Source organism: Bradyrhizobium erythrophlei (assembly GCF_900129425.1).
Taxonomy (GTDB): domain Bacteria; phylum Pseudomonadota; class Alphaproteobacteria; order Rhizobiales; family Xanthobacteraceae; genus Bradyrhizobium; species Bradyrhizobium erythrophlei_C.
Window position 1 is genome coordinate 5433809 of record NZ_LT670817.1, and the last position, 23651, is coordinate 5457459.

Annotated in this window: 25 protein-coding genes; 13 read left to right on the forward strand and 12 right to left on the reverse strand. The window is 62.9% G+C overall.

Going from position 1 to position 23651, the window contains the following annotated elements; genetic code table 11:
* The first annotated feature begins 17 nt into the window (after nt 1–17).
* The 4 genes from B5527_RS26090 (at nt 18) to B5527_RS26105 (ending at nt 3747) form a co-directional block, all read left to right on the forward strand.
* Complete coding sequence (locus tag B5527_RS26090) at nt 18–962, forward strand: alpha-E domain-containing protein (RefSeq protein ID WP_079604099.1); 945 nt, start codon at nt 18–20, stop codon at nt 960–962.
* A 226-nt stretch (nt 963–1188) separates the two neighbouring features.
* Nucleotides 1189–2025 (forward strand): transglutaminase family protein, encoded by an 837-nt coding sequence (locus B5527_RS26095; protein ID WP_079604100.1) that lies wholly within the window; start codon nt 1189–1191, stop codon nt 2023–2025.
* 186 nt (nt 2026–2211) lie between these two features.
* Nucleotides 2212–2958: a proteasome-type protease gene (locus B5527_RS26100; RefSeq protein ID WP_079604101.1), complete on the forward strand. Its 747-nt coding sequence runs from the start codon at nt 2212–2214 to the stop codon at nt 2956–2958.
* A 27-nt stretch (nt 2959–2985) separates the two neighbouring features.
* The gene (locus tag B5527_RS26105; protein ID WP_079604102.1) at nt 2986–3747 is read left to right on the forward strand and encodes an SDR family oxidoreductase; all 762 of its coding nucleotides are present in this window, start codon (nt 2986–2988) and stop codon (nt 3745–3747) included.
* A 181-nt stretch (nt 3748–3928) separates the two neighbouring features.
* Here B5527_RS26105 and B5527_RS26110 read toward each other — a convergent pair whose 3' ends face one another.
* Nucleotides 3929–5152, reverse strand: coding sequence for an MFS transporter (locus tag B5527_RS26110; RefSeq protein WP_079604103.1), 1224 nt, complete (start codon nt 5150–5152; stop codon nt 3929–3931).
* A gap of 184 nt (nt 5153–5336) precedes the next feature.
* On the opposite strand from B5527_RS26110, the gene B5527_RS26115 reads away from it, so the two are divergent.
* Nucleotides 5337–6587, forward strand: a complete 1251-nt coding sequence (locus B5527_RS26115) for a NupC/NupG family nucleoside CNT transporter (RefSeq protein WP_079604104.1) — start codon at nt 5337–5339, stop codon at nt 6585–6587.
* Nucleotides 6588–6690: 103 nt separating this feature from the next.
* Here the strand turns inward: B5527_RS26115 and B5527_RS26120 are convergent, their stop codons facing one another.
* The 3 genes from B5527_RS26120 to B5527_RS26130 form a co-directional block, all read right to left on the reverse strand.
* Nucleotides 6691–8634 carry an acyltransferase family protein gene (locus tag B5527_RS26120; RefSeq protein WP_276329279.1) on the reverse strand — a complete coding sequence of 648 codons (1944 nt, stop codon included), beginning with the start codon at nt 8632–8634 and terminating at the stop codon, nt 6691–6693.
* A 28-nt stretch (nt 8635–8662) separates the two neighbouring features.
* Nucleotides 8663–9241, reverse strand: coding sequence for a cupin domain-containing protein (locus tag B5527_RS26125; RefSeq protein WP_079604106.1), 579 nt, complete (start codon nt 9239–9241; stop codon nt 8663–8665).
* 168 nt (nt 9242–9409) lie between these two features.
* A complete protein-coding gene (locus B5527_RS26130) occupies nt 9410–9694 on the reverse strand; it encodes an usg protein (RefSeq protein ID WP_079607503.1) in 285 nt (94 codons plus the stop codon).
* A gap of 380 nt (nt 9695–10074) precedes the next feature.
* Between B5527_RS26130 and B5527_RS26135 the strand changes: the two genes are divergently transcribed.
* From B5527_RS26135 to B5527_RS26150, 4 genes are all read left to right on the forward strand, one after another.
* The gene (locus tag B5527_RS26135) at nt 10075–10392 is read left to right on the forward strand and encodes a co-chaperone GroES (protein WP_079604107.1); all 318 of its coding nucleotides are present in this window, start codon (nt 10075–10077) and stop codon (nt 10390–10392) included.
* A 146-nt stretch (nt 10393–10538) separates the two neighbouring features.
* Nucleotides 10539–12185, forward strand: coding sequence for a chaperonin GroEL (gene groL, locus B5527_RS26140; RefSeq protein WP_079604108.1), 1647 nt, complete (start codon nt 10539–10541; stop codon nt 12183–12185).
* 208 nt (nt 12186–12393) lie between these two features.
* Nucleotides 12394–12675 carry a type II toxin-antitoxin system RelE/ParE family toxin gene (locus B5527_RS26145; protein ID WP_079604109.1) on the forward strand — a complete coding sequence of 94 codons (282 nt, stop codon included), beginning with the start codon at nt 12394–12396 and terminating at the stop codon, nt 12673–12675.
* A gap of 10 nt (nt 12676–12685) precedes the next feature.
* On the forward strand, nt 12686–12970 hold the full coding sequence (locus B5527_RS26150) for a HigA family addiction module antitoxin (protein WP_079604110.1): 285 nt from the start codon (nt 12686–12688) through the stop codon (nt 12968–12970).
* Nucleotides 12971–12987: 17 nt separating this feature from the next.
* Here the strand turns inward: B5527_RS26150 and B5527_RS26155 are convergent, their stop codons facing one another.
* The 5 genes from B5527_RS26155 to B5527_RS26175 form a co-directional block, all read right to left on the reverse strand.
* Nucleotides 12988–14118 (reverse strand): DUF2778 domain-containing protein, encoded by a 1131-nt coding sequence (locus tag B5527_RS26155; RefSeq protein ID WP_079604111.1) that lies wholly within the window; start codon nt 14116–14118, stop codon nt 12988–12990.
* Between the two features lie 213 nt (nt 14119–14331).
* Nucleotides 14332–15045: a DUF899 family protein gene (locus B5527_RS26160; RefSeq protein ID WP_079604112.1), complete on the reverse strand. Its 714-nt coding sequence runs from the start codon at nt 15043–15045 to the stop codon at nt 14332–14334.
* Nucleotides 15046–15220: 175 nt separating this feature from the next.
* Nucleotides 15221–16723 carry a glycosyltransferase family 39 protein gene (locus tag B5527_RS26165; protein ID WP_079604113.1) on the reverse strand — a complete coding sequence of 501 codons (1503 nt, stop codon included), beginning with the start codon at nt 16721–16723 and terminating at the stop codon, nt 15221–15223.
* A gap of 7 nt (nt 16724–16730) precedes the next feature.
* Entirely contained in the window at nt 16731–17864 is a 1134-nt protein-coding gene (locus tag B5527_RS26170) for a glycosyltransferase family 2 protein (protein ID WP_079604114.1), read from the reverse strand.
* 258 nt (nt 17865–18122) lie between these two features.
* On the reverse strand, nt 18123–18314 hold the full coding sequence (locus B5527_RS26175; protein WP_079604115.1) for a hypothetical protein: 192 nt from the start codon (nt 18312–18314) through the stop codon (nt 18123–18125).
* 125 nt (nt 18315–18439) lie between these two features.
* Here B5527_RS26175 and B5527_RS26180 point away from each other — a divergent pair, with 125 nt between their 5' ends.
* The gene (locus tag B5527_RS26180) at nt 18440–18700 is read left to right on the forward strand and encodes a hypothetical protein (protein ID WP_079604116.1); all 261 of its coding nucleotides are present in this window, start codon (nt 18440–18442) and stop codon (nt 18698–18700) included.
* A gap of 448 nt (nt 18701–19148) precedes the next feature.
* Here B5527_RS26180 and B5527_RS26185 read toward each other — a convergent pair whose 3' ends face one another.
* Entirely contained in the window at nt 19149–19505 is a 357-nt protein-coding gene (locus B5527_RS26185; RefSeq protein ID WP_079607504.1) for a hypothetical protein, read from the reverse strand.
* 173 nt (nt 19506–19678) lie between these two features.
* Here B5527_RS26185 and B5527_RS26190 point away from each other — a divergent pair, with 173 nt between their 5' ends.
* The 3 genes from B5527_RS26190 to B5527_RS26200 all read left to right on the forward strand — a co-directional run bounded on the left by B5527_RS26190 (nt 19679) and on the right by B5527_RS26200 (nt 21383).
* Nucleotides 19679–20503 (forward strand): DUF72 domain-containing protein, encoded by an 825-nt coding sequence (locus tag B5527_RS26190; RefSeq protein WP_079604117.1) that lies wholly within the window; start codon nt 19679–19681, stop codon nt 20501–20503.
* Between the two features lie 10 nt (nt 20504–20513).
* Nucleotides 20514–20975, forward strand: coding sequence for a DUF488 family protein (locus B5527_RS26195; RefSeq protein ID WP_079604118.1), 462 nt, complete (start codon nt 20514–20516; stop codon nt 20973–20975).
* Nucleotides 20976–21101: 126 nt separating this feature from the next.
* Entirely contained in the window at nt 21102–21383 is a 282-nt protein-coding gene (locus B5527_RS26200) for a hypothetical protein (RefSeq protein WP_079604119.1), read from the forward strand.
* Nucleotides 21384–21402: 19 nt separating this feature from the next.
* Here B5527_RS26200 and B5527_RS26205 read toward each other — a convergent pair whose 3' ends face one another.
* Both B5527_RS26205 and B5527_RS26210 read right to left on the reverse strand, forming a co-directional pair.
* Nucleotides 21403–22314 (reverse strand): PhzF family phenazine biosynthesis protein, encoded by a 912-nt coding sequence (locus tag B5527_RS26205; RefSeq protein WP_079604120.1) that lies wholly within the window; start codon nt 22312–22314, stop codon nt 21403–21405.
* 15 nt (nt 22315–22329) lie between these two features.
* Nucleotides 22330–23643, reverse strand: coding sequence for an adenylate/guanylate cyclase domain-containing protein (locus B5527_RS26210; RefSeq protein WP_079604121.1), 1314 nt, complete (start codon nt 23641–23643; stop codon nt 22330–22332).
* Nucleotides 23644–23651: the final 8 nt, after the last annotated feature.

Genomic DNA, 23651 nt, shown 5'->3' on the forward strand with positions numbered 1-23651 from the left:
AAAACTGACGCCCCCGCATGCTGTCGCGCACCGCCGAAAACCTGTACTGGCTCGCCCGCTACGTCGAACGCGCGGAATATCTCGCGCGCACGATCGAGGCGACGCTGCGCGTCACCGCGCTGCCGAACACCTATATCGGCAAGACCAACGAGTGGGACTCGGCACTGCTGACCGCGGGCGTCAGCGCGAGTTTTTACGAAATTCACGAGCAGGCCGACGAGCACAGCGTCGTCGATTATCTGTCGTTCTCGCCGAGCAATCCGTCATCGATCCGCAGCTGTATCGAAAACGCCCGGCTCAATTCGCGCTCGGTACGAACCGCGCTGACCAGCGAGATGTGGGACACCATCAACGGCGCCTGGATCGATCTTCAGGAAGTCTGGGGCAAAGGCACCAAGACCCGCGAAGAACTGACGAAATTCTTGCGCTTCGTGCAGGAAACCTCGCTGCGGTTCGACGGTTCGGCCTATCGGACCATGCTGCGTAACGACGCCTACTGGTTCTCCCGGCTGGGACTGCATCTTGAGCGCGCCGACAATACCGCCCGCATCCTCGACGTGAAGTACCACGTGCTTTTGCCCGAGGAGGAACACGTTGGCGGACCGCTCGACTACTATCAGTGGACCTCGATCCTGCGCTCGGTTTCGGCACTGACCGCCTATCACTGGGTCTATCGCGAAACCCTTAAACCATGGCTGATCGCGGATCTCTTGATCCTGAACGATTCACTGCCGCGTTCGCTGGCCAGCTGTTACGGCAATCTGGTGCGCAACCTCGACCAGATCGGCGTCGCCTATGGCCGCCAGGGCGCCTCGCAGCGCCATGCGCGCGGCGTCCGCAATCGCCTGGAGCACAGCCACATGGACGACATTTTCCAGCACGGCGTGCATGAGTTCATCCAGGAATTCATTGCTGACAACGCAAGGCTCGGCGAAATCATCACCAAACAGTATTTGATTTGAGGTTGGAATGCTCAATGTGGAATCATAGCTATCAGCGAGCTACGTCTCACCTCTCCCGTGGGGAGAGGTCGGATCGGACAGGCGATGCGAAGCATCGTCCGGTGCGATCCGGGTGAGGGGTTACGGCCCAACGATAGACCGTAACCCCTCACCCCCGCCCTCTCCCTACGGGAGAGGGAGCTCACCCCATTTGCCGCAACACTTTTGGCTCACCGGACTGCCTGTCATGCGCCTGCGAATTGCCCATTCCACCAGCTACCGCTACGAGCCGCCGGCCACCGGCGTCATTCAAATCCTGCGGATGACGCCGGGCAGCCATGACGGGCAGTACGTCGCGGAATGGCAGATCGACGTCTCCACCGATTCGCGGCTCGATGTGCATCAGGATGCGTTCGGCAATGTCACGCATGTGCTGACCCACGGGCCGATCGCCGACCTCACCATCACGGTCGAAGGTCTGATCGAGACCCACGACACCGGCGGGGTGCTCCGCGGCACCGATGAACGCTTTCCGCCCAGCCTGTTCCTGCGTTCGACGCCGCTGACCGAGGTCAATCCGGCGATGGCGAGCTTTTCGCGCGAATTGCGCCTGGAATCGGAAGACGATGTGCTCGGGTTTCTGCACGCGCTGATGATGCAGATCAACGAGCACATGACGTTCGACGAAGACCCCACCAACAGCGGGACCTCGGCGGTGGAAGCCTTCGGATTGAAGCGCGGGGTATGTCAGGACTATGCGCATATCTTCATCGCCTGCGCGCGCTCTGCCGGCATTCCCGCGCGCTTCGTTGCCGGGCATTTCCTGCGCTCCGACGGGATGGTCAACCAGCAGGCCGGCCACGCCTGGGCGGAGGCTTTCGTGCCGGATCTCGGCTGGGTCGGATTCGATCCGGCCAACGCCATCTGCACCACCGACGCGCATGCCCGCGTTGCCATCGGGCTCGACTACCTCGGCGCGGCGCCGGTGCGGGGAACCCGCTATGGCGGCGGCATGGAAACCCTGACGGTGGCGGTCAAGGTCGATCAGGCCGGACGGCAGGGGCAATCGCAGAGCCAGTTCTAAGGATCCGCCTTAATTCCGGGACTTCCAGCGTCATTGCGAGGAGCGTCAGCGACGAAGCAATCCATCTATCCACGGAGCGGCTATGGATTGCTTCGCTTCGCTCGCAATGACGAGAGGAAATAGGGTTGGAGACATCAGCGAAATTGGCTAGTAATTCTCGCCGTCTGATGCGTTCGAGGACCGGGAATGACGTATTGTTGCGGAGTGCTGGTGCGGGACGGGCTGGTCATGATCGCGGACACCCGAACCAATGCCGGCCTCGATAATGTCTCGACCTTTCGCAAGCTGCACGTCTTCTCAAAGCCGGGCGATCGCATCATGGCGATCGCCAGCGCCGGCAATCTGGCGATCAGCCAGTCGGTGCTGTCGACCCTGACCGAGGGACTGGAAGACCCGCATTCCGGCGAGATCGAAACGCTTCTGAACGCGCCGACCATGTTCCAGGCGGCGCAGCGCATCGGCCGGGCGATCCGGGCGGTCCACGCCACCGAAGGCACCGCGCTGCAGTCCGAGGACATCAATTTCGACGTGTCGTTCCTGTTCGGCGGCCAGATCAAGGGCGCGCGGATGCGGCTGTTCATGGTCTACCCGGCCGGCAATTTCATCGAATGCACCACCGACACGCCGTACCTGCAGATCGGCGAGCATAAATACGGCAAGCCGGTGCTCGACCGCGCCATGCATTACGACGTCGAACTGTATGAAGCGCTCAAGACCAGCCTGATCTCGATGGATTCGACGATGCGATCCAATATCGGTGTCGGCCTGCCGATCGACGTGCTGGTGGTGCGCAACGACGTCTGCGATGCCGATCTCAATCATCGCATCGAGGCGGGCGAGCCGTATTTTCACGATCTGCGTTCGCGCTGGTCGGCGGCGCTGCGCGCGGCGCATCAGAATATTCCAAGACCACCCTACAAAACAGAATCATAACCAAGAACACAACAAGGCAGGAAGCAAATGACTGAGGCAGGAAAAAACAAGATCGCTGTCGTAACCGGCGCGGGTACCGGCGTCGGACGAGCCGCATCGCTGGCGCTGATGGGCGCCGGCTTCACGGTCGTGTTGGCCGGGCGCCGCCTGGAGATGCTGCAGGAGACCCAGAAGCTCGGCGAGAACGTCGGCAAGAGCCTGCCGGTTCCCGCCGATATGGCAGATCCCGGTTCGATCGCCGCCCTGTTCGCCAAGGTGATGGACGTCTACGGCCGGCTCGACGTGCTCTTCAACAATGCCGGCATGGGCGCGCCGCCGGTGCCGTTCGAGGATCTCAGTCTCGCGCAATGGCAGGCGGTGGTGTCGACCAACCTCACCGCGCCGTTTCTGTGCAGCCAGCACGCCTTCCGCATTATGAAGGACCAGACCCCGCGCGGCGGCCGCATCATCAACAACGGCTCGATCTCCGCGCACGCGCCGCGGCCGTTCTCTTCGGCCTACACCTCCACCAAGCACGCCATCACCGGCCTGACCAAGGCGACCAACCTCGACGGCCGCGCCTACGACATCGCGGTAGGCCAGGTCGACATCGGCAATGCCGCGACCCCGATGACCGATCGCATGGTCGACGGCGTGCTGCAGCCCGACGGCCGCAAGATGCCGGAGCCGCGGATGGACGCCAAGGCGGTCGGCGACGCCGTCGCCTACATGGCGAGCCTGCCGCTCGACGCCAACGTGCTGTTCATGACGGTGATGGCTTCGAAGATGCCGTTCGTCGGACGGGGGTAAGACGCTGCGTGCCCCGGACGCAGCGCGGCACGAAGTGCCGCACTGCCGAGCCGGGGCCCATCGAGCCCGCACGCTTTGTGTGGGTCCCGGCTCTGCGGAGCAGCGTGAAGGACGCTGCACCGCGTCCGGGACAAGTTGAGATCGTGGCCCAGGCTGTGGCCGGATTCCGGCGTCACGCCCCCTACTCCAGCCGCTCCACGTCGCGCAGCGTTGGAAACAGCTTCATCCACAACAACGCGATCGCGATGGTTCCGAGGCCGCCCAGCACGGCTGCCGGCACCGCGCCGAGAAGAGCGGCGGTCACGCCGCTCTCGAACTGGCCGAGTTGGTTCGAGGCATTGATGAACAGGAAGTTCACGGCGCCGACCCGGCCCCGCATTTCGTTCGGCGTGGAGAGTTGGACCAGCGAAAAGCGGATCACCACGCTGACGGTATCGGCCGCTCCCAGGATCGCCAGCGCCAGAAGCGACAGCCACATCAAATGGGAAACGGCAAATACGACCGTCGCGGCACCGAACACGATCACGGCCTGAAACATCCGCATGCCGACGCGGCGGCTGATGGTATGGCGCGCCAGCACGGCCGTCATCAGCAAAGCGCCGACCGCCGGAGCGGCGCGCAGAATGCCGAGTCCCCACGGACCGGTCTGCAAGATATCGCGCGCGTAGATCGGCAGCAGGGCGGTCGCTCCCCCGAGCAAAACCGCGAACAGGTCGAGCGAGATCGTCCCCAGGATGGCGGCATTGCTGCGGACGAACCTGACGCCGGCGAACAGGTCGGCGGGGGTTGCGGAATCCCTGACGACGGCCGGTTGCGCCAGATGGATTGCACCGGTCAGTATCGCTCCCGATAGCCAGAACAAGACCATCAGGCCGTAGGGCATGCCGGGAGCAACGGCAAAGGCCAGGCCGCCGATGGCGGGTCCGGTAATGGTGGCGATTTGAGCGGCGCCGCTCGATATCGCGGTCGCGCGCTGCAGCGAGCCTTGCGGAGCGATCAGCGGCAGCAGCGCGGCCGTCGCCGGACTCTCGAACGCGCCGGCCGTTCCGAGCACGGCCGTTGCGATGAAAATCTGCAGCACCGTCAACCAGCCGGCATAGGCGCCCCATGCCAGAAACAGCGCCGTCAGCGCTTCGGCGAGCTGGCAAATCTGCACCACCCGCTTGCGCTCATAGCGGTCGGCCGCGTGTCCCGCCACGAACACCAGCAAGGCCGTTGGCAGGAACTGCACCAGTCCCACCATACCAAGGTCGAACGCACTGCCGGTCAGGTCATAGATCTGCCAGCCGATTGCCACGGCGCCGATCTGGCTGGAGAAACGCGAGAAACTTCGCGACAGCAGAAACAGTAGAAACGAGCGGTGTTTGAGCAGGGCGCGGGAGCCCACTGGTATCAAGGACGACATCGTTGCAACGGTTTCTGCCTCACTGCGAATGGTGAGCAGTCGCCCACTCCAAGTCTCCCGTGAGGCCGTGGCTGACCGTTGCCCTATTGTCAATGCCGGCGTCGACCGTTTCCGGGAAAACCCGCGCGCGGCATTGCACTTTGGCGCGTGTCGCTGCCATAATTGTCAGGGGATCGGGGTGTTGATGCTTCAACTGCAATCGGCGTTCGGGGTGTTGGCGTTGCTGGCGATCGCGTGGGCGTTTGGCGAGAACCGCCGCGCGGTCTCGCCGCGGCAAACCACGGTCGGCCTTCTCGTCACCCTCCTCACCGCGGTGGCGCTGATAAAACTGCCCTTCGTCCCGCGCGCCTTCGGCGTCATCAACGATGCCGTCGGCGCGATTGCGTCGGCCTCGCGCGCCGGCACCTCGTTCGTGTTCGGCTATCTCGGCGGCGGCGCGCTGCCGTTCGATTTGAAGGCGCCCGGCGCTGATTTCATTCTGGCGTTTCAGGCGCTGCCGGTCGTACTTGTCATGAGCGTGCTCACCACGCTGCTGTTCTATTGGCGGGTGCTGCCGCCGGTGGTTCGCGGCATGGCATGGCTGTTGGAACGCACGCTCGGCGTCGGCGGCGCGGTCGGGCTGTCGACCGCGGCCAATATCTTTCTCGGCATGGTGGAAGCGCCGCTGTTCATCCGGCCTTACCTCAAGCAGCTGACGCGCAGCGAATTGTTCCTGGTGATGACCGGCGGCATGGCCGGGATCGCCGGCACCGTGCTGGTGCTCTACGCCACGTTGCTGGCGCCGCTGATACCAGACGCCGCGGCGCATTTCGTCATCGCCTCGGTACTTGGCGCGCCCGCGGCCATCCTGATCAGCCTGATCATGGTGCCCGAGACCAGCGAGACCAGGACCGGCGGCGCGCTTGGCGATCCGGACATGCACGCCTCGTCCACCATGGACGCCATCGTCAAGGGCACCTCAGCCGGGCTCGAACTGTTGCTCAACATCGTCGCGATGCTGATTGTGCTGGTGGCGCTTGTATATCTCGCCAACGCTATCCTCGGACTGTTGCCTGAGGTCGGCGGCTCCGGGATTTCCCTGCAGCGGATGCTGGGTTACGCGATGGCGCCGGTGTGCTGGCTGATGGGCCTGCCGTGGCCGCAGGCGGTCACGGCCGGCAGCCTGATGGGCACCAAGACCGTGCTGAATGAGCTGATCGCCTATGTCGATCTGTCAAAACTCGCGCCGGGCGCGCTCGATTCCCGCTCGAGGCTGATCATGCTCTACGCGCTGTGCGGCTTCGCCAATTTCGGCAGCCTCGGCATCATGATCGGCGGCCTCGGCACCATGGCGCCGGAGCGCCGCGACGAGATCAATTCGCTCGGATTGAAATCGATCGTCTCGGGCACGCTGACGACCTGCCTGATGGGCGCGATCGTGGGGGTGTTGAGTTGACCATGGTGAACCGTCATGGCCGGGCTTGTCCCGGCCATCCACGTCTTTGTCTCGCAAGGAAGTAAGACGTGGATGCCCGGCACAAGGCCGGGCATGACGAACGCTACTTCCCCAGCCCCAGCATCGGCTCCACTCTCGTCATCACATACACCGACCCCTCCGCGGTGAGATGGGCGTGATCCCATGCCAGCGGAATGCCGCCGTCGATGGTGAGCGGGCATTGCCATTCCGGGCAGACCGCATCGACCACCGAAATGTAGGAGAATTTCTCGTGCGCCGGGAGTGCTGCTTTCATCTGCTGGTCGAGCGAGAAAATATCGGCCAGCACGAAATCCTCGGGACGCGGATCGACCTGCCGCAGATGCGCGCGCATCAGCATCGACGGCAGCCTTGCCTTGAACTGCACGGCCGGCCCGAGCAGCACCACGGAGATACCCAGACCATTGAGCCTTGAGATGGTCTGCCGGAGGTCGGCGATCATGCCGTCGAACCGCGGCGGGCGGGAATATTCCAGCCAGTCCGCTGAGAGGATAACGAGGTCGGGCTTGCGATCCCCAAGAAATGCTTCCATTTGCGTCGCAAAGTCGCGGCATGAGGAGTTGCCTTGCGCCGCCGCGTTCAATGTCGGCATGCAGGCCGCCTGCGTCGCCTGCAGGATGTTCACGCGTTGCGGATCGGTCGTCTCGCGCAGGCCATGGAAATAATGCGCCGCGAGGCTGTCGCCCCACAACAGCACGTTGGTTTTGCCTGCTGCCAGCGCGAGGCAGGCGTCGTCGAACACGCCGCTGCGAGGTGCGAAGCAACTGCCATAACGATAGAGCGGCTGATAATTGTAGGTATTGTAGGATTCAAGCTGCAGCGCCACGCGGTCGGCATCCGACGGCGTCCGGCTCAAGACGATTCCGCCGGCGCTGCCGGCCAGCAGGACTACGCTTGCGATTCCGGCGAAGCGGAATGCGGCGCGGCGCGTCGGCGCCAGCGATTTCTGGCGGAACGGCTGTTCGACAAATCGCCACGACAGATAGGAGATCACCACCGTCAGCGCGAACAGCGCGATCTTGTCGCCGGCGTCGAGCACCAGGCTGCTTTTCGAGAACCGCGCAAAGGTGAACAGCGGCCAGTGCCAGAGATACAGCGAATAGGAAATCTGCCCAAAGAACCTTGCGACATGGAGCGGCGAATATGGCCCTCGCTTCAGCGTGGGCACGCCGATGCCGCTCCAGAGGAACATGGCCGCACCGACGCACGGCGTGAGCGCGTTGAAACCGGGAAAGCCCGGCCCCTGCCGCAGCGAAAATATCGGGATTGCGATCAGTACCAGCGCGACGCCGCGCGCGATTTGCTGCGCCAGCGCATTGCGCAGCACCGGAAAGCCCGGGATCGCAATGATGCCGCCGATCAGGAATTCCCACGCCCGCGGCGGGCTCATGAAAAAGGCATTGGCGGAACGATCAGTGTTCATCAGCCAGACGCAAAGCGCAAACGATGCCAGCGCTAGCGCGCCGAGCGCTGTCGGCAGCACGATGCGCCTGCCGCGCGCGGCGCGCGCGAGCGCCCACAACAGTAGCGGCAGCGCCAGATAAAACTGCTCCTCGACCGCCAGCGACCAGGTGTGCAGCAGCGGCTTCTCCACCGCCGCGTGGTCGAAATAGCCGGTCTGGAACCAGAAGAAGAAATTCGAGGTGAAGGTCACGACCGCCGCGACCGAACGAAAAAACTCCTGTCGCTCGGAGGTCAGGAGAAAATGGAATGACGGAATAGCCGTCAGCGCCACCATCGCGTAAAGCGCGGGCAACAGCCGCCGCACCCGCCGCTCGTAGAATTGCGTAAAGGAGAAGGTGCCGCTTTCGAGTTCCGACCGGATGATTCCGGTGATCAGGTAGCCTGAGATCACAAAGAAGATATCGACGCCGACGAAGCCGCCGAACACCGCCGGCGCCTCGAAATGGAACGCGACCACCGCCAGCACGGCGATGGCGCGCAGCCAGTCGATGTCTTCGCGATAGGCGCGCCTCACAGTCGCTATGCCGCCTTTTCCTGGCTGCACGATAAGCATGCGGTGAGGTGCACGCGCATCATGTCGCGAGTTCGACCGTCTTGAACTCCGCGGGCAGGATCACTTCGAGCAGTTCGACGTCATCGGAATAATCCAGGATCAGGTGCTTGAGCCGCGGCGGCTGGGTCCATGCACTGCCCTGCTTCATCAGGGTCTCGCCCTGCCCTTCCATGTAGGTTTTGACCCAGCCTTTCAGGACATAGACCATCTGAAATTCGACGTCGTGGAAATGCAGCTTTGAAACCTCCGCCGGATTGCACGGACCGATCAGGCGGATCACATGCGCCCGGGCCAGACCGCCGCTCGCCTCGGCAACGCCGAGATCGCGGTAGTGCGCGTAGGCGCGCAAGCCATCGGCTTTGAAATCCTCGTCGCGGTAATGACTGATGGCGATGCGCTGTTTCGGGCGGACGCGCCTGGCGGCGGGCTGCGCGCGGGCCTTGGTCTTGCGATCCTTGGTCTTGCGATCCTTAGCCTTGATCGATTTTCGCGCCACGGATTTGACGGCGGTCTTCCCGGCGGCCGCCTTGCGCGCAGGCGATTTCTTCTGCGCGGCGGCGCGGGCCGCGGTCCGCGATGTCGGCTTCTGCGTGGCCATGGACGTCCTCCCTTTCGGCGTTGCGGGAAAACGTTAACACGGATCGCGCGTCGTCGCACGGACCGCGCTTCGCAGGTTGGAAAAAGGGCAACCGAGCCCACCAACGTCATCGGGGGTGGATCGTGGCAGGTACGCTTCGTTTTGCCCACCCCGCGAAATCCCGTGCTTTCAATGCAGCCGGAACACGCCGTCGACGGCGCGCAGTTCGGCGGGCTTGATCAGCTTGGAATGCGCAACCGTGACGGCAAAAAGCGGGCCCTCGAGCTTCTGTTGCCAGAACGAGAGAAAATCCTTCAAGGCCGGGAAATTCGGAAACAGATCGTAATTCTGCCAGACGTAGGTTTGCAGCAACGAGGGATGATCAGGCATGCGGTACAGAATTTGCGCCGTCGTCAGCCCGTAACCCAGCACTTGCTTCCGGAAATCCTCGGAAACCCCGACCCGCGAGACCATGCCAACCTCCATTGCTGGAGCGCATTTTCCGAAGTGGCCGCCGACCGGGAGCCACCCGGTGGAGATGCGCTCACATGAGAGAAATGTGACGCAGGACACCAACTCATCACAAGCCTAAATGTTTAACTATCCATTGAAATTTGTTGCGTTAGCAGCAGCTTACCGCACGTGCTAATATAGGATTTGGCCGACCGTCCGGCGGGTTAAGCATGACGAATGAAACTGGCAGGCGTCATATTTGAGTGCCAATTTTTCTGGTAGAAGGCCTTGTTCCCAACAGAAGTCTGGATTATCTCCACAGCGGTCACGCTGGCACTCGCCGGCGGAGACTGCTAATTTGCGTAAATTAGACAACATCTTCAAAAGCTTAGGAGGACTGCATGAAATTCCGTCCGCTCCACGACCGCGTTGTGGTCAAGCGCATCGAGGCCGAAGAAAAGTCAGCTGGCGGCATCATCATCCCGGACAGTGCCAAGGAAAAGCCCTCGCAGGGCGAAATCACCGCGGTCGGTCCGGGTGGCCGTGACGAAGCCGGCAAGCTGATCCCGATCGATCTCAAGGTCGGCGACCGCGTGTTGTTCGGCAAATGGTCGGGCACCGAGGTCAAGCTCGATGGCGAGGAGCTGCTGATCATGAAGGAGAGCGACATCATGGGCGTTCTCACCGATCTGCCGGCCACCAAGAAGAAGGCCGCTTAAGCACCTGCCCACGCCCTCACCCTGAGGAGCGCCCGCAGGGCGCGTCTCGAAGGGTGAGAGAAAAGCCATCGGCCTCATCCTTCGAGACGCGGACAAGTGTCCGTTCCTCAGGATGAGGAGCAAAGATCAACTCAGGGAAAACAAATATGTCAGCTAAGGAAGTCAAATTCGGCGTCGATGCCCGCGATCGCATGCTGCGCGGCGTCGATATTCTCGCCAATGCCGTCAAGGTGACGCTCGGCCCCAAGGGCCGCAACGTCGTGCTCGACAAGTCGTTCGGCGCGCCCCGCATCACCAAGGACGGCGTCACCGTCGCCAAGGAAATCGAGCTTGAGGACAAGTTCGAGAACATGGGCGCCCAGATGGTGCGCGAAGTCGCCTCCAAGTCGGCCGATGCGGCCGGCGACGGCACCACCACCGCGACCGTGCTGGCCGCGGCGATCGTCCGTGAAGGCGCCAAGGCGGTTGCCGCCGGCATGAACCCGATGGATCTGAAGCGTGGTATCGACCTGGCTGTGGAAGCCGTGGTCGCCGACCTCGTCAAGAACTCCAAGAAGGTCACCTCGAACGAGGAAATCGCCCAGGTCGGCACCATTTCCGCCAACGGCGACGCCGAGATCGGCAAGTTCCTCGCCGACGCCATGAAGAAGGTCGGTAACGAGGGCGTCATCACGGTTGAAGAAGCCAAGTCGCTCGAGACCGAACTCGACGTCGTCGAAGGCATGCAGTTCGACCGCGGCTACATCTCGCCCTACTTCGTCACCAACGCCGACAAGATGCGCGTCGAATTCGATGACGCCTACATCCTGATCAACGAGAAGAAGCTCTCCAACCTGAACGAACTGCTTCCGCTGCTGGAAGCCGTGGTGCAGACCGGCAAGCCGCTTGTCATCGTCGCGGAAGACGTCGAAGGCGAGGCTTTGGCCACGCTGGTCGTGAACCGTCTGCGCGGTGGCCTGAAGGTTGCCGCCGTCAAGGCTCCGGGCTTCGGCGATCGCCGCAAGGCGATGCTGCAGGACATCGCGGTCCTGACCGGCGGTCAGGCGATCTCGGAAGATCTCGGCATCAAGATGGAGAACGTCACGCTCGCCATGCTCGGTCGCGCCAAGAAGGTGATGATCGACAAGGAGAACACCACCATCGTCAACGGCGCCGGCAAGAAGGCCGACATCGAGGCGCGGGTGACGCAGATCAAGGCGCAGATCGAGGAAACCACCTCGGACTACGACCGAGAGAAGCTGCAGGAGCGTCTGGCCAAGCTTGCGGGCGGCGTCGCGGTGATCCGCGTCGGCGGCGCGACCGAGGTCGAAGTGAAGGAGCGCAAGGATCGCGTTGATGACGCGATGCATGCGACCCGTGCGGCGGTTGAAGAAGGCATCGTGCCGGGCGGCGGCGTCGCCCTGCTGCGTGCTTCCGAGCAGCTCAAGCGCATCAAGACCCAGAACGACGACCAGAAGACCGGTGTCGAGATCGTCCGCAAGGCGCTCTCCTGGCCAGCGCGCCAGATCGCGATCAATGCGGGCGAAGACGGTTCCGTCATCGTCGGCAAGATCCTCGAGAAGGATCAGTACTCCTACGGCTTCGATTCGCAGTCGGGCGAGTACGTCAACCTGATCTCGAAGGGCATCATCGACCCGACCAAGGTGGTTCGCGCGGCGATCCAGAACGCGGCCTCGGTCGCGGCGCTGCTGATCACCACCGAAGCCATGGTGGCCGAACTGCCGAAGAAGAACGCCGGCGGCGGCGGCGGTGGCATGCCCCCCGGCGGCGGCATGGGCGGCATGGATTTCTGATCCAGCCTGTCCCGGACGCGGTGCAGCGCGAAGCGGTGCACCGCAGAGCCGGAACCTCGTTCAGCAAAAATGCAAAACCCCGGCAGCGATGCCGGGGTTTTTGTTTCGGAGATCGCGGAGCCCGCAATGACTGAGAGCCGTTCCGAGGCGGCGAGCCGCATCGTCAACCCCTTGACTGTTATGCGGTACGTATCACATACTAAGGCTCGTGATCCGCAATTTTGCCGACAAGGCCACTGAGCGACTGTTTCGCGATGGCGTCTGTCCGGCACGCTGGCGGAACATCGAAGCAGTCGCGCTACGCAAGCTCGATATGGTGGACGCGGCAACCCGTCTGGACGACTTGCTCTCCCCGCCGGGCAACCGGCTGGAGACTTTGAAAGGGAATCGTCGCGGGCAGCATTCCATTCGTATCAACCGGCAATGGCGCGTTTGTTTCCGCTGGACAGCGGACGGTCCCGAGGCGGTAGAGATTGTGGACTATCATTAAGGAGATAGCGATGGCGCGGCTGCGTACCCATCCGGGAGAAGTGTTGCGGGAAGAATATCTGATGCCGCTCGGCCTGTCCGCGCGCGCGCTGGCGAAGGAACTCGACGTCCCCGCCAACCGGCTGACCGAGATCATGCGCGGCACCCGCGACGTGTCGGCGGATACCGCGATCCGGCTCGGCCGCTATTTCCGCACCGATCCGCGCTTCTGGCTCAACCTGCAAGCCGCATACGATCTCTCCAAGGCGGAGAACGCCCACAGCTACAGGAAGATCGTGCCGCGCACGGCGGCCTGACCAAGCGGCCTCGCCGCTCAGTCGATCCGTGCCACCACCGCGAGCCGCTTGATGCCCTGGTTGCGGTAGGCGTTCAGGAACGCGTTGTAATCCCGAAACGACACGCAACCGTTGGAATCGCCGTTGGGGCCGAGCATGAAGCTGTGCGCGAGCAGGCCGGAACGTCCGTAGATCGCCTCCTCGCCGCCGACCGGATTTAGCCGCAACGCCGGCACGCCGTGAAACAGCGACTCGCGCGGGGTCAGATCATAGAGATGCGGCGGCGTCACGCCTCGCATTCTGATGCGGGCGGAACGCGGATCGTCGAGTTCGGAGCCGAGCCCCGAATGCGCTTCCAGCTTGGTGCCGTCGGGCAGGTAAACCATGTGCGCGGAGATATCGTAGACGGCCGTGGAGCGATCGTAGAGCGGTTGCGAGCCGCCGAGCGCGGGGTTCTGGCTTGATCCGAGGCTGCCGGTGACGCTGGCGTCGGCGGAGGCGAAAGCCAGCAGGCCGGCATGCGGCTGCGGTTTGCCCCACAATTTTTCGACGATCGAGGGCCTGTCTCCGGCGGACGCGATCGACATCACCGCCGCCTTGGCGCGCTGCGCCATGTCGCGAACGGCGGCGCCTGCGCTATTCGCCGGGCGAACCTCGGGATGACGCGACGCCGGCTCTGGAGGGATGGCTGCGATCTGAAGCGGCGCAACTGTTTTCCGCTTCGATGCTTCCGCCAACTTCGGCGCCGCCGCGGGCTTTGACGCATCGGCAAGCTTCGGCGCTTCGGGCTCTGGCGCCGGCTCCACGGATTGCGGTGCCGCCGCCGCGAACCGCTCATCGAACGAAAGCGACGGATCCGACGGGACCGTTGCGGGCTCCGAAATCATCGGCGCGGATTCGAGCAGCGCAACCTCGGTGTTGTGCGCAGCGGGCGGCGCTTTCGTAACGGCAACAACGGAAGAATGCCTGACGATGGGGGTATCAAAATTGGTGCTGCCCAGTTGCGGATAGACACTGGCTGCGAAAATATTTGAATACACGGCCCAGGCGCAACCGAGCACGAGACAGCCAACCGCGGCGCCGCCGAAGAGGTTATAGGGGATGGCTTTCCTGGATGGATTTCTGTGGCGCGGTGCCGCGAGGCCTAACGCAACTGTACTCGTACTCATTCGCCTTGCATCCAGAACGGTTCCACTTTGTTCCTCTTGGCTCCGCGGCACCATAAGTTCCGACAGAGCATCTCGCAGAGGCGCGGAGCGTCATTAAGGCGACTTTTAGTTAAATGCGGATTAAGTGCGGGCCGATGTTGGGCAGTCCCAATTTCGTACACCCATGCCCGAGAATTGCCCGTGCATTTACGGAGCGGGCCGCATTCGGTTTCCTCAATAGCTGAGTTTCGGATACCAGTCCGTGCCCCGGCCCTCCGGAGTCGCGTCCAGGATGGTCCAGATCGGCATCAGGTCGGGGGCGCCGCGTGGGTCCTGTCCGGGATCGGCCGATGCGCCATTCATCTCACCGCCCCAGAAATGCCTGATTGTCTGACGGCTACCATCATGGCGCCGCATGAATACGTTGAACGCCGCGTCGTCGCCGCCGTCCTTGGTCAGCGCATGATAGTCGCGGCTGAATTCGCCGGAGATATCCTGATACAGTGGCAGATAATGCCAGCCGCGTTCGCGCTTGAACGCCTTGAGCCGCTCGATCGGCGAGCGCGCGACGATGGCGAGCGCGACGCGCTGCTGGATATCCGGCACCTCGCCGTCCCACGCACTCAGGAGCGACGTGCACATCGGACACGGCCGCTCGCGCTGCGGGCCGAACATGTAGCTGTAAACCACAAGCGTGGTCTTGTCGCCGAACAGGTCGGCGAAAGACGCAGGTCCGCTCTCGCCCTCGAAGGCATAATCCTTTTTGACTTCGCCGCCCGGCGGCAGGCTGCGGCGCTGCTCCGCGACGCGCTCGATGTGGCGGCGAAGCTCGATCTCTTCGGCCAGCAGCGCCTCGCGGGCGCGCCGGTATTCGGTGCTCTCGTTGGGAAAGCGAACGTCACTCGCGCGCGCCAGTTCGGTGGCGGGTTTCAGGATGGAACTGCTCATGGCACGACCTCGGCGTTGTGAAATACAATAGGCCTTGGTGCTACGACGTTCGGGGACGCGTCGATCCGACAGCGTCGCGAAACGATTTTATTCGTCATCCCATTCGGTGCCATCGCCCGGCTTGACCGACGAATTGATTTGGAGCGTGCCCCGATGGCTTCCCGCGTACGAGCCCCTACTCCAGTTCCGGCGCCGCCGAATCGTCGAGCACCGCGCCTTTGGGATTTTCGAGCAGGTCGAGCCCGTAGGTTTCGATGGTGAGCGGACCGCGCATGCGCCTGAGTTCCGCAACCCGCTCGACCCGCGCAAAGTTCTCGTTGAGATACGGGTGCCCACCGGGTCGCACCTCGTCGACAAATAACAGCTTGCCGGCAAGCAGCGCAGGATCCGGCTCGGGCATGTTGACCCAGCGGATGCGCTGCGTCGGCTGCACCACGCAGGTGCCGGCAGGCAGATAGAAGGCGAGCCAGCTGGTGGTGCCGTAATCCGGCGCCAGCACGCAGGTCGCGCCAACGCGCGCGCGAACCGCCTCGATCTCGCCCGCGAGTTCGCGCCAGCCGACGCCAACGCTGCGCACGGTGGCGTCGCGGCGATAGCCGGTCAGCACACCGGTGTTGGCCTGCACGATCAACAGCGCAAACATCAGGATGCCGACCGGAGATGCCCAGCGCAGGCAAAAATCGACCACGCGCTGCTGGCGCGCGTCCCATGCCGTGAGGTTGGCGGCGACCGCGGCTGCGATTGCGAAGGCGGGATAGACCGGCCCGAACCAATTGGCCTCGACCCGGGCGTGCAGCGAATGCCAGATGAAATACGCGACGATGGTCCAGAACGTCGTATTGATCAGCATCCGCGCGGCCGACGCGCCGTCTCTGCGCCTCAGCAGCGCATAAAGCCCCATGGCGCCCAAAATAAACACCAGGGGCGTTGCGAAGGCGAACTGGGTCGGAATCAATTCGCCGATGAATGCCAGACGCAAATCCTCGATTCTGGCGCGCCCGATCTGCTTGATGAAGGAGACCCAGTGGTGATCGGCGTTCCAGAAAATGACCGGTGAAAACAACGCCAGCGAAACCAGGCCGCCGAGATACGGCCAGGGCGAGATCAGCCAGCGCCGCAGTTTCGGCACGCTCACCAGCCAGATCAGAATCGCCGGGCCGAAAAACAGCGCGGTGTATTTCGACAACAAGGCGGCTCCGACCGCGGCGCCGACCGCAAGCCACCACGCGCCGCGCCCGGTTTCCAATACTTTCGCGAGATAAAACAGAACAAAGCTCGAGGCCACCAGCAGCGGCGCGTCCGGCGTGACGATCATGGTGCCGACCGCGGCCATCAGCGTGACGTTGAGCAGGATGGTCGCGGTCGGCGCCACGCGCCGGCCGCCGAACAGGATGGTGGCGGTGCGATACACCGCCCAGCTCATCGGCAGCGCCAGCAGGATCGACACCAGCCGCACCCCGAGCTCGGTATCCCCCGCAATCATGGTGCCCAAGCGAATCACCAGCGCGACGCCAGGCGGGTGGTCGTAATAGCCACCGGCCAGATGCTTCGACCACATCCAGTAATAGGCTTCGTCAAAGGTCAGCGGCGTCCAGGCGGCCGCGACCAGCCGCAACGCCACCAGCGCCAGGACCGTGACCGCCGTGTTGCGGACGAGCCGCGCCTCGGTAGGGCTCATTGCAGGTTCATCGCTTGCGCCAGACGAACAGCCCGGACATCGCGTAATTCCATACCACGCCCATCAGCGCGCCCGCCGCCCCCGCCAGCCACCAGACCGGTTCCTGATCGTAGACCGAGAACGCGACACCGACATTGGCGAACAAGCCGACGCTGCAAACCAGGTAAAACAACAGCAGGCCGCGCAGGATCGCAAATCCCTTCAGCCGCTGGTCGCGATAGGTGAGAAAATTATTCAGGATGAAATTGCTGGTCATCGCCAGCACCGCGCCGCAGGCCTGCGCTTCCGGAAACCGCACATCGAATATTTTAAGCACGACGAACAGCACGGCCAGATGCACGAACAGGCCGAGCGATCCGACCATCGCAAACATCAAAAACCGCAGCGACACCACGTCGCCGGTCAGTTTTGCAAGCACCAGCCCGAGGAAATCCAGTGCCACCATGGAATCGAGCTTGCTCTCGCCGTGCAGCCGCGAGCCGAAGGTGAAGGGAATTTCCTTGATCCGCAGTTTGCCGCGCGCGGTGGCGACGATATCGAGCAGGATCTTGAAGCCCTGGGTCGAGAGCTGCGGCGCCAGTTGCTCGAAGCGGTCGCGGCGGATCATGAAGAAGCCGCTCATGGGATCGGCGATCTTGACCCGCAGCACGCGCTTGGCGACGCCGGTGGCAAGCGCGCTGGCGCCGGCGCGCTGCTTGTTGAAACTGTCGGCGCTGCCGCCTTCGATGTAGCGGCTGCCGACCACCAGATCAGCTTGGCCGCCCTGCAGCAGCGCCAGCATTTTCGGCAGCTGGGTCTCGTCATGCTGCAGGTCGGCATCGATCACGGCCGCGCACGGCGCGCTGGACGCCAGAATGCCCTCGATGCAGGCACCGGACAGGCCGCGCCGACCGATCCGCCTGATACAGCGGACCCGGGAATCCTGCCGCGCCAGCGCCCGCACGACCTCCCAGGTGCCGTCGGGGGAATTGTCATCGACGAAGATGACTTCCCACAGCACCCCTGTCAGCGCGGTCTCCAGCTGCCGCAACAGCGTGGTGACGTTGTCGCGTTCATTGAAGGTGGGGACGATGACCGAAAGCTGAGGCAAACCAGCGGCCTGCGGCGGGGTTTCGGGGCCCGGTCTGATGGCTTCATTCATGCCGCCAGCGTATATCCGCAGGCTCAGGGGAAGCCAAGGCGGAGTTCCAAAACCGGGGCGGAAGGAGCCTGAAAAGGACCAAAAGGGGTCCAAAAATGCCAACGACCACGAACAGAGGGCGCGCGTACATCCGGCGCAGCCGAGCTATTCAGTGGTCGTCCGGCGCCGGAGCTATCAAGCATCGACGTCGCCGTTCAAAAGCAGATGGGGACGATCAGAGGGTTCCGCAAGGGGATGCCGCCCGGGCCGCTCGCTCGGTTACTGCGGCACTTCTCGCACCACTGGTCCCCTGACGGGCGGCGCCGCGGCAACCGGCGGTGCCGGCTGTTCGGTCTTTTGAACTTCTGCCGGCTTTCCGATTTGCCCGATCGGCCCGTACGCGATCGCAATCACCAGAATGGCCGACGCGATAATTGCACCTAAAATGCCTGCTACCTTTTCCGAATTCATCGCGATATTCCCCGGTCACGTTTAAGACCTGATACCACGGAAAATCGCAAAGTTAACGTGGGTGGCGGTTCAGAAGGCTTTAATCAGCATGTGCTGATATCCGATGATACCATCGGACTTCCGCCATGGCGCCGGCCTACACGGCAATCATATTCGGGATTTTAGCCCTGGCGGCGATCTGGGGCATCCGGCAGAACATCAGTTCGGGGACGGCCAGCAGCCGCGGCTGGACCTGCACGATCGACGACAACCCGATCGGGTTTTGCCTGATCGTTTGCGGCAAGGCCGTTTGCCTGGGCTTTTCGATCGCCATGATCTTTCACGCGTTCGGACTGGCCGGCGACCCCGTCGCCCATATCAAACACGCGCTGCCGTTTCTTTCCTGACCGCTGTTCCCGAAAGGCCGCGGGCTGGCGAAGCGCCGCTGGCGGCGGCGCGCGGCGTCTTTCCGGCATGACGCTCAAGAACAGAGTTCAAAGACATCCTCGCGACCATCAGCGCCGGGTTGCCCCTGCCGACCTGCAAAAACTGGTTATGCAGCGAACTTCCGACACTCCAGAGAATATTGGGCGTCGACTTCGAGAGCTGGCACAGCAGGGGCAGCTGAAGGTTATGGATATCGCTAATCATGCACGTGACCGTTCGGCTGAGAGCAACCAGAGTTGCCAGGATGCCGGAACAATACGTGCGACACGGTTTGGTTGCGGTCACCAGGGTGCCGCGACCCATCACGTTTGACGGAGCCAAACTTTACTCAGGCTGATTCGAGGTTTTGAAAGTTGTTCCGGCCGCCGATCGGGAGGCGCGCTGGTCCGTTGCCGGACACCGGGACGGCTACTTCGGCGTTACCTTGTGCTTGATGAAGGCGGTCACGATGTCCTTTTGCGCCGATGCGATGGCATTGTTGGCCGTCGTCATATGCGCGCCAGCATCGACATCGGGGAATTGCATCGAGAGGAAATCGACAAGCGTCACCCGAAAATTCTGCCGCTCGGAAGGACACGCGCTCGCGATGAGAGAGGTGAAATCCTGTGCCGAAAGGCCGTTATTGTTGTCCCGCGAATACTCCCGGGCGAGGCAATTCCAGTAGGAGTCGCGTCCCGACACCGCCTGCCGGTGCGCGTCGTCGAGATCGTCGGCCATCGCCACCGAAGCCGTCATTGCCAGAGCTGCCACAAGGATCATCCGCATCTTGTTCTCTCTTTTTTTGCCATCGTAACCGTTTTGTTGCGGGAACAAAGACTCAAAAATCAACGGCAGCCGCCGGAACGCCGCGGGTGCATCGTTTCAGCGAACTGGCCAATCCTGATTGATTTGATTAGGCTCGACCATCCCTTGGTCCCTCCACAATATGAGACCCGCCGGTGAGCAAGCCCCCGCAGACCGCTTCAAAAAAATCTGGCCAGATCTACATCGGCGTCGGCGGCTGGACCTTCGCGCCCTGGCGCGGGGTGTTTTATCCAGAGAAACTGACACAGGCGAAGGAATTGGAATACGCGGCATCTAAACTGACCTCGATCGAGATCAACGGCACCTATTACGGCTCGCAGAAGCCGGAGAGCTTTCGCAAATGGGCGCGCGAGGTGCCGGACGGTTTTGTGTTTTCGGTGAAGGGACCGCGTTTTGCCACCAATCGCCGGGTGCTGGCGGAGGCCGGCGATTCCATCAAGAGATTCTACGATTCCGGCGTGCTGGAACTCGGCGACCGGCTCGGGCCGGTGCTCTGGCAATTCGCGCCGACCAAGAAATTCGACGAATCCGATTTCGGCAAGTTTCTCGAACTGCTGCCGCGCAAGCTCGAGGGACGCGCGCTGCGCCATGTGGTCGAGGTGCGTCACGCCAGTTTTTGCGCGGCCGATTTCATCGCGCTGTTGCGTAAATTCGAAACGCCCGTGGTGTTTGCCGAGCACGGCAGCTATCCCGCCATTGCCGACATCGCCGGCGATTTCGTTTACGCGCGGCTGCAGAAGGGCAATGACGACATCAAGACCTGCTATCCGCCGAAGCAACTCGATGCCTGGGCGAAGCGGCTGCAAGTGTGGGCCGGCGGCGGCGAGCCGGACGATCTGCCGCGCGTCGACCCTGCCGAGCCGAAAAAGGTGCCGCGCGACGTGTTCGCCTATGTGATCCATGAAGGCAAGGTGCGCGCGCCCGCCGGCGCGATGGAACTGATCGAACGCGTGAAATAAGCTGGTTTCAATGGCCAAAGCCAAGAAGCTCTTCACCATCGGCTATGAACAGACGCCCGTCAAATCCGTGCTCGACGAGCTCGAGCAGGCCGGGGTGAAGCTGCTGGTGGACGTGCGCGCGGTGGCGGCGTCCCGCCGGCCCGGTTTTTCCAAGAACCAGCTTGCCGCCGGGCTCGACGAGCGCGGCATTTCATACCTGCATCTGCGCGGGCTCGGCACGCCAAAGGATGGCCGTGACGCCGCGCGCGGCGGCAAGTTCGACGCGCTACACAAAATTTATGCGGCGCATCTGAAGACGCCGCAGGCCAGGGAAGAACTCGACGAACTGTCGGCGCTGGTGAAAAAATCCGGACCGGTGTGCATACTCTGTTACGAGCGCGATCATTTGCACTGCCATCGGCAGTGGATCGCGGAGATCATCGAGGACCGCGACGGGGTGACAGTCGAGAATCTGGTCGCACCGCAGCTGTGAATTGGACGTAGGGGGCCGGGACGCCTTTCCGACGGTCGCGCTAGTTCCACCTCCTTTTTTCCTCGCGCACGCGGAACCAATGCAAGGCCGTCGATTTGAAATATTTATCCTGCCAGGGAGAATGCCATGCGCGTTGCGCTCCTTACGTTCTGTTTCGTCGCCTGCGCATCGGTCGCGACGGCTCAAGCCCAAAGCGAAGACAAGAAGCCGGGCGATTCTCAGTACAGCACCGGGCGCACCGTATTGCCTGATGACAATAAGGGACAATTGCAGCCGCAGGGCTGGACCGGTCCGATAACCACCGGCACCGGCGGTACATCGGCGGCAAGCCCGCAGGGACAGTCTCCGCCCGGCATGCAGGCCGCCCCCGACGATTCGTCAAAAACCATCGTGGAACCGCCAAAGTGAAGCCAGCGGCATTGGCCGATTAGTCTCCCGCCAGCCGAAACGAGCCTTCCATCATCTGGACGCAGCGGCCTCCGACATGCGTGGACGCGACAACGCCGTTCGCTTTGCGGACCCGCGTCAGCAACAGGCTCGGCCGGCCCATGTCGAAGCCCTGGCCGACGCGCAGCTTCAATTCGCCGTCGCGTTGGCTCGCGAGGTCGGCGAGCAGCGCCGCGGCGGCCGCGGTAGCACTGCCGGTGGCGGGATCCTCGGTGAGGCCGCTTGTCCCCGGAAGAAACATTCGCGCCTGCAGGTCGCACGGCAACTCGGCCGGCGGCACATCGCGGGTGTAGATGTAGATCGCGTCACTACCATCGCACGGAAGCATGCGGGCAAACGCCGATGCGTCGGGCCTGGCTCGCCGCAGCGCCTCGCGCGAGGCAAGCTCTGCGATCAGGAACGGCAGGCCGACCGAGAATATTCCGGGCTGATGCCGGTCGGTTCGGATATCGGCCGCCGACAGCGACGCACAGGCCGCCGCCTGCTCGGCACTGACCATCGTGAGCTTGCTCAGGGGTTGCGGCGCCGTGAGTTCGGCGCCGACCACCCTGCCCTCCTCGGTCAGGATTTCGACGGGCACAAGGCCCGCGCCTTCCTCGAACTTCAGCCGCTCAGGGGGCTTTTTGGCTTGCGTCGCCAGCACGAAGGCGGTGCCGACATTGGGATGACCGGCAAACGGGAGTTCGCTGTTGACGGTAAAGATGCGCACCTGCGCATCATGCGCGGGATCGCGCGGCGGCAGGACAAAGGTCGTCTCGACGTAGTTGAACTCGCAGGCAATGGCCTGCATCTGCACGGTCGAGAGCCCGCCGGCGTCCAGCACCACCGCCAGCGGATTGCCGCCGAAGGCGCGATCGGTGAAGACATCCACGGTGACATAGCGCCGCAGCATCGATTCCTCCAGAATCTAGCCCAATTGCCATACGGCCATCGGCCGGTCATATCCCTTGATCGCGACCTCTCCAAGCGAAACCGCGTCGCAACCGTCCTGATCCAGTGCGTCGCGAACCGCAGCCGAAATCAGCAGTTGCGAATTGAATTCCTTGTTAAGCGACTCAAGCCGGGCCGCAAAGTTCACGGTGTCGCCGATCACGGTGTATTCCTTGCGTCGGGGCGAACCTATATTGCCCGCGACGACTTCGCCGAAATGGATGCCGATGCCGATCCGCAGCTTCCAGCTATCGGCCATGTTGATGCCGTCCATCGCCACCAGCATTTCGCGCGCGGCGGCGACAGCGTGCTGCGCCGCTTCGGCCGTCTCGAAGGGCACGCCGAACAGCGCCAAAAATCCATCGCCGAGGAATTTGTTGACGATACCGCCGTGACGATCGAGGATTTCCACCAGTACGGCGAACGCACCGTCGAGCCGTTCGACCACCTCCTGGGGGGAGCGCGAACGGGCACCCGCGGTGAAACTGCGGAAGTCGACGAACATGACCGCGACCCGCCTGATATCGCTGGCCGCTTCCGCGCCTTCGGCCAGCAGCCGTTCGACCACCTGGGGAGATACGTGCTGACCAAACAGATTGGTGACGCGATCGCGCGCGGTGGCGGCCCGGATGCTCGCCGCGAACTGGCGGCGCAGCTGAACACCGACCGCGCCCGCGAGAATCCCCGATATCAGGATGATCAGGCTGCGCGCGCCGTGATAGGTGATGTCGGGTTTGGGTCCGGTTGTGGCTAGCGGATGATAAAACATCGCCATGGCCAGCAATTCGGCCGCCGCGACGAAACCGGTGAAGGTCGACAGCCAGAAGTCGAGCCGCAGCGTCGAGAGAATGATGAAGATGAAATAGGCAAACGGCATCACGAAGCCGAGCGCCTGTACCTCGCCCATGTTCTGGATATGCACGGCCAGCGCGATCGTGGGCAACGAGGTTTCGATCAGCGCGCCGAGGTATCGCCTGATCACGGGAACGTCGCGGTCAAGCTTCAGGTGCCGCCTGAGCATCGCATGCACCCAAAGCTCGAACAGGATGAACGGCGCCAGGATCACGTTGAGGTAACTCGGCCGGAACTGGCCGCGCCAGATATGGTTCAGCGCTTCGGGCGCCATCAGGTCGACGGTCCAGAAAATGACGAGGAGACACGCGGCGGTGGCGATGAGGGCCCTGACCCGCACCAGCTCGGTGCGCAGCACTTCGCGCGTCAATGCATGGTCGAACTCGGCGGATGCCGCAGACCGTTGCTTCTCTTCATGGCTGTGCCATAACGCCGGCATCGTGGCCC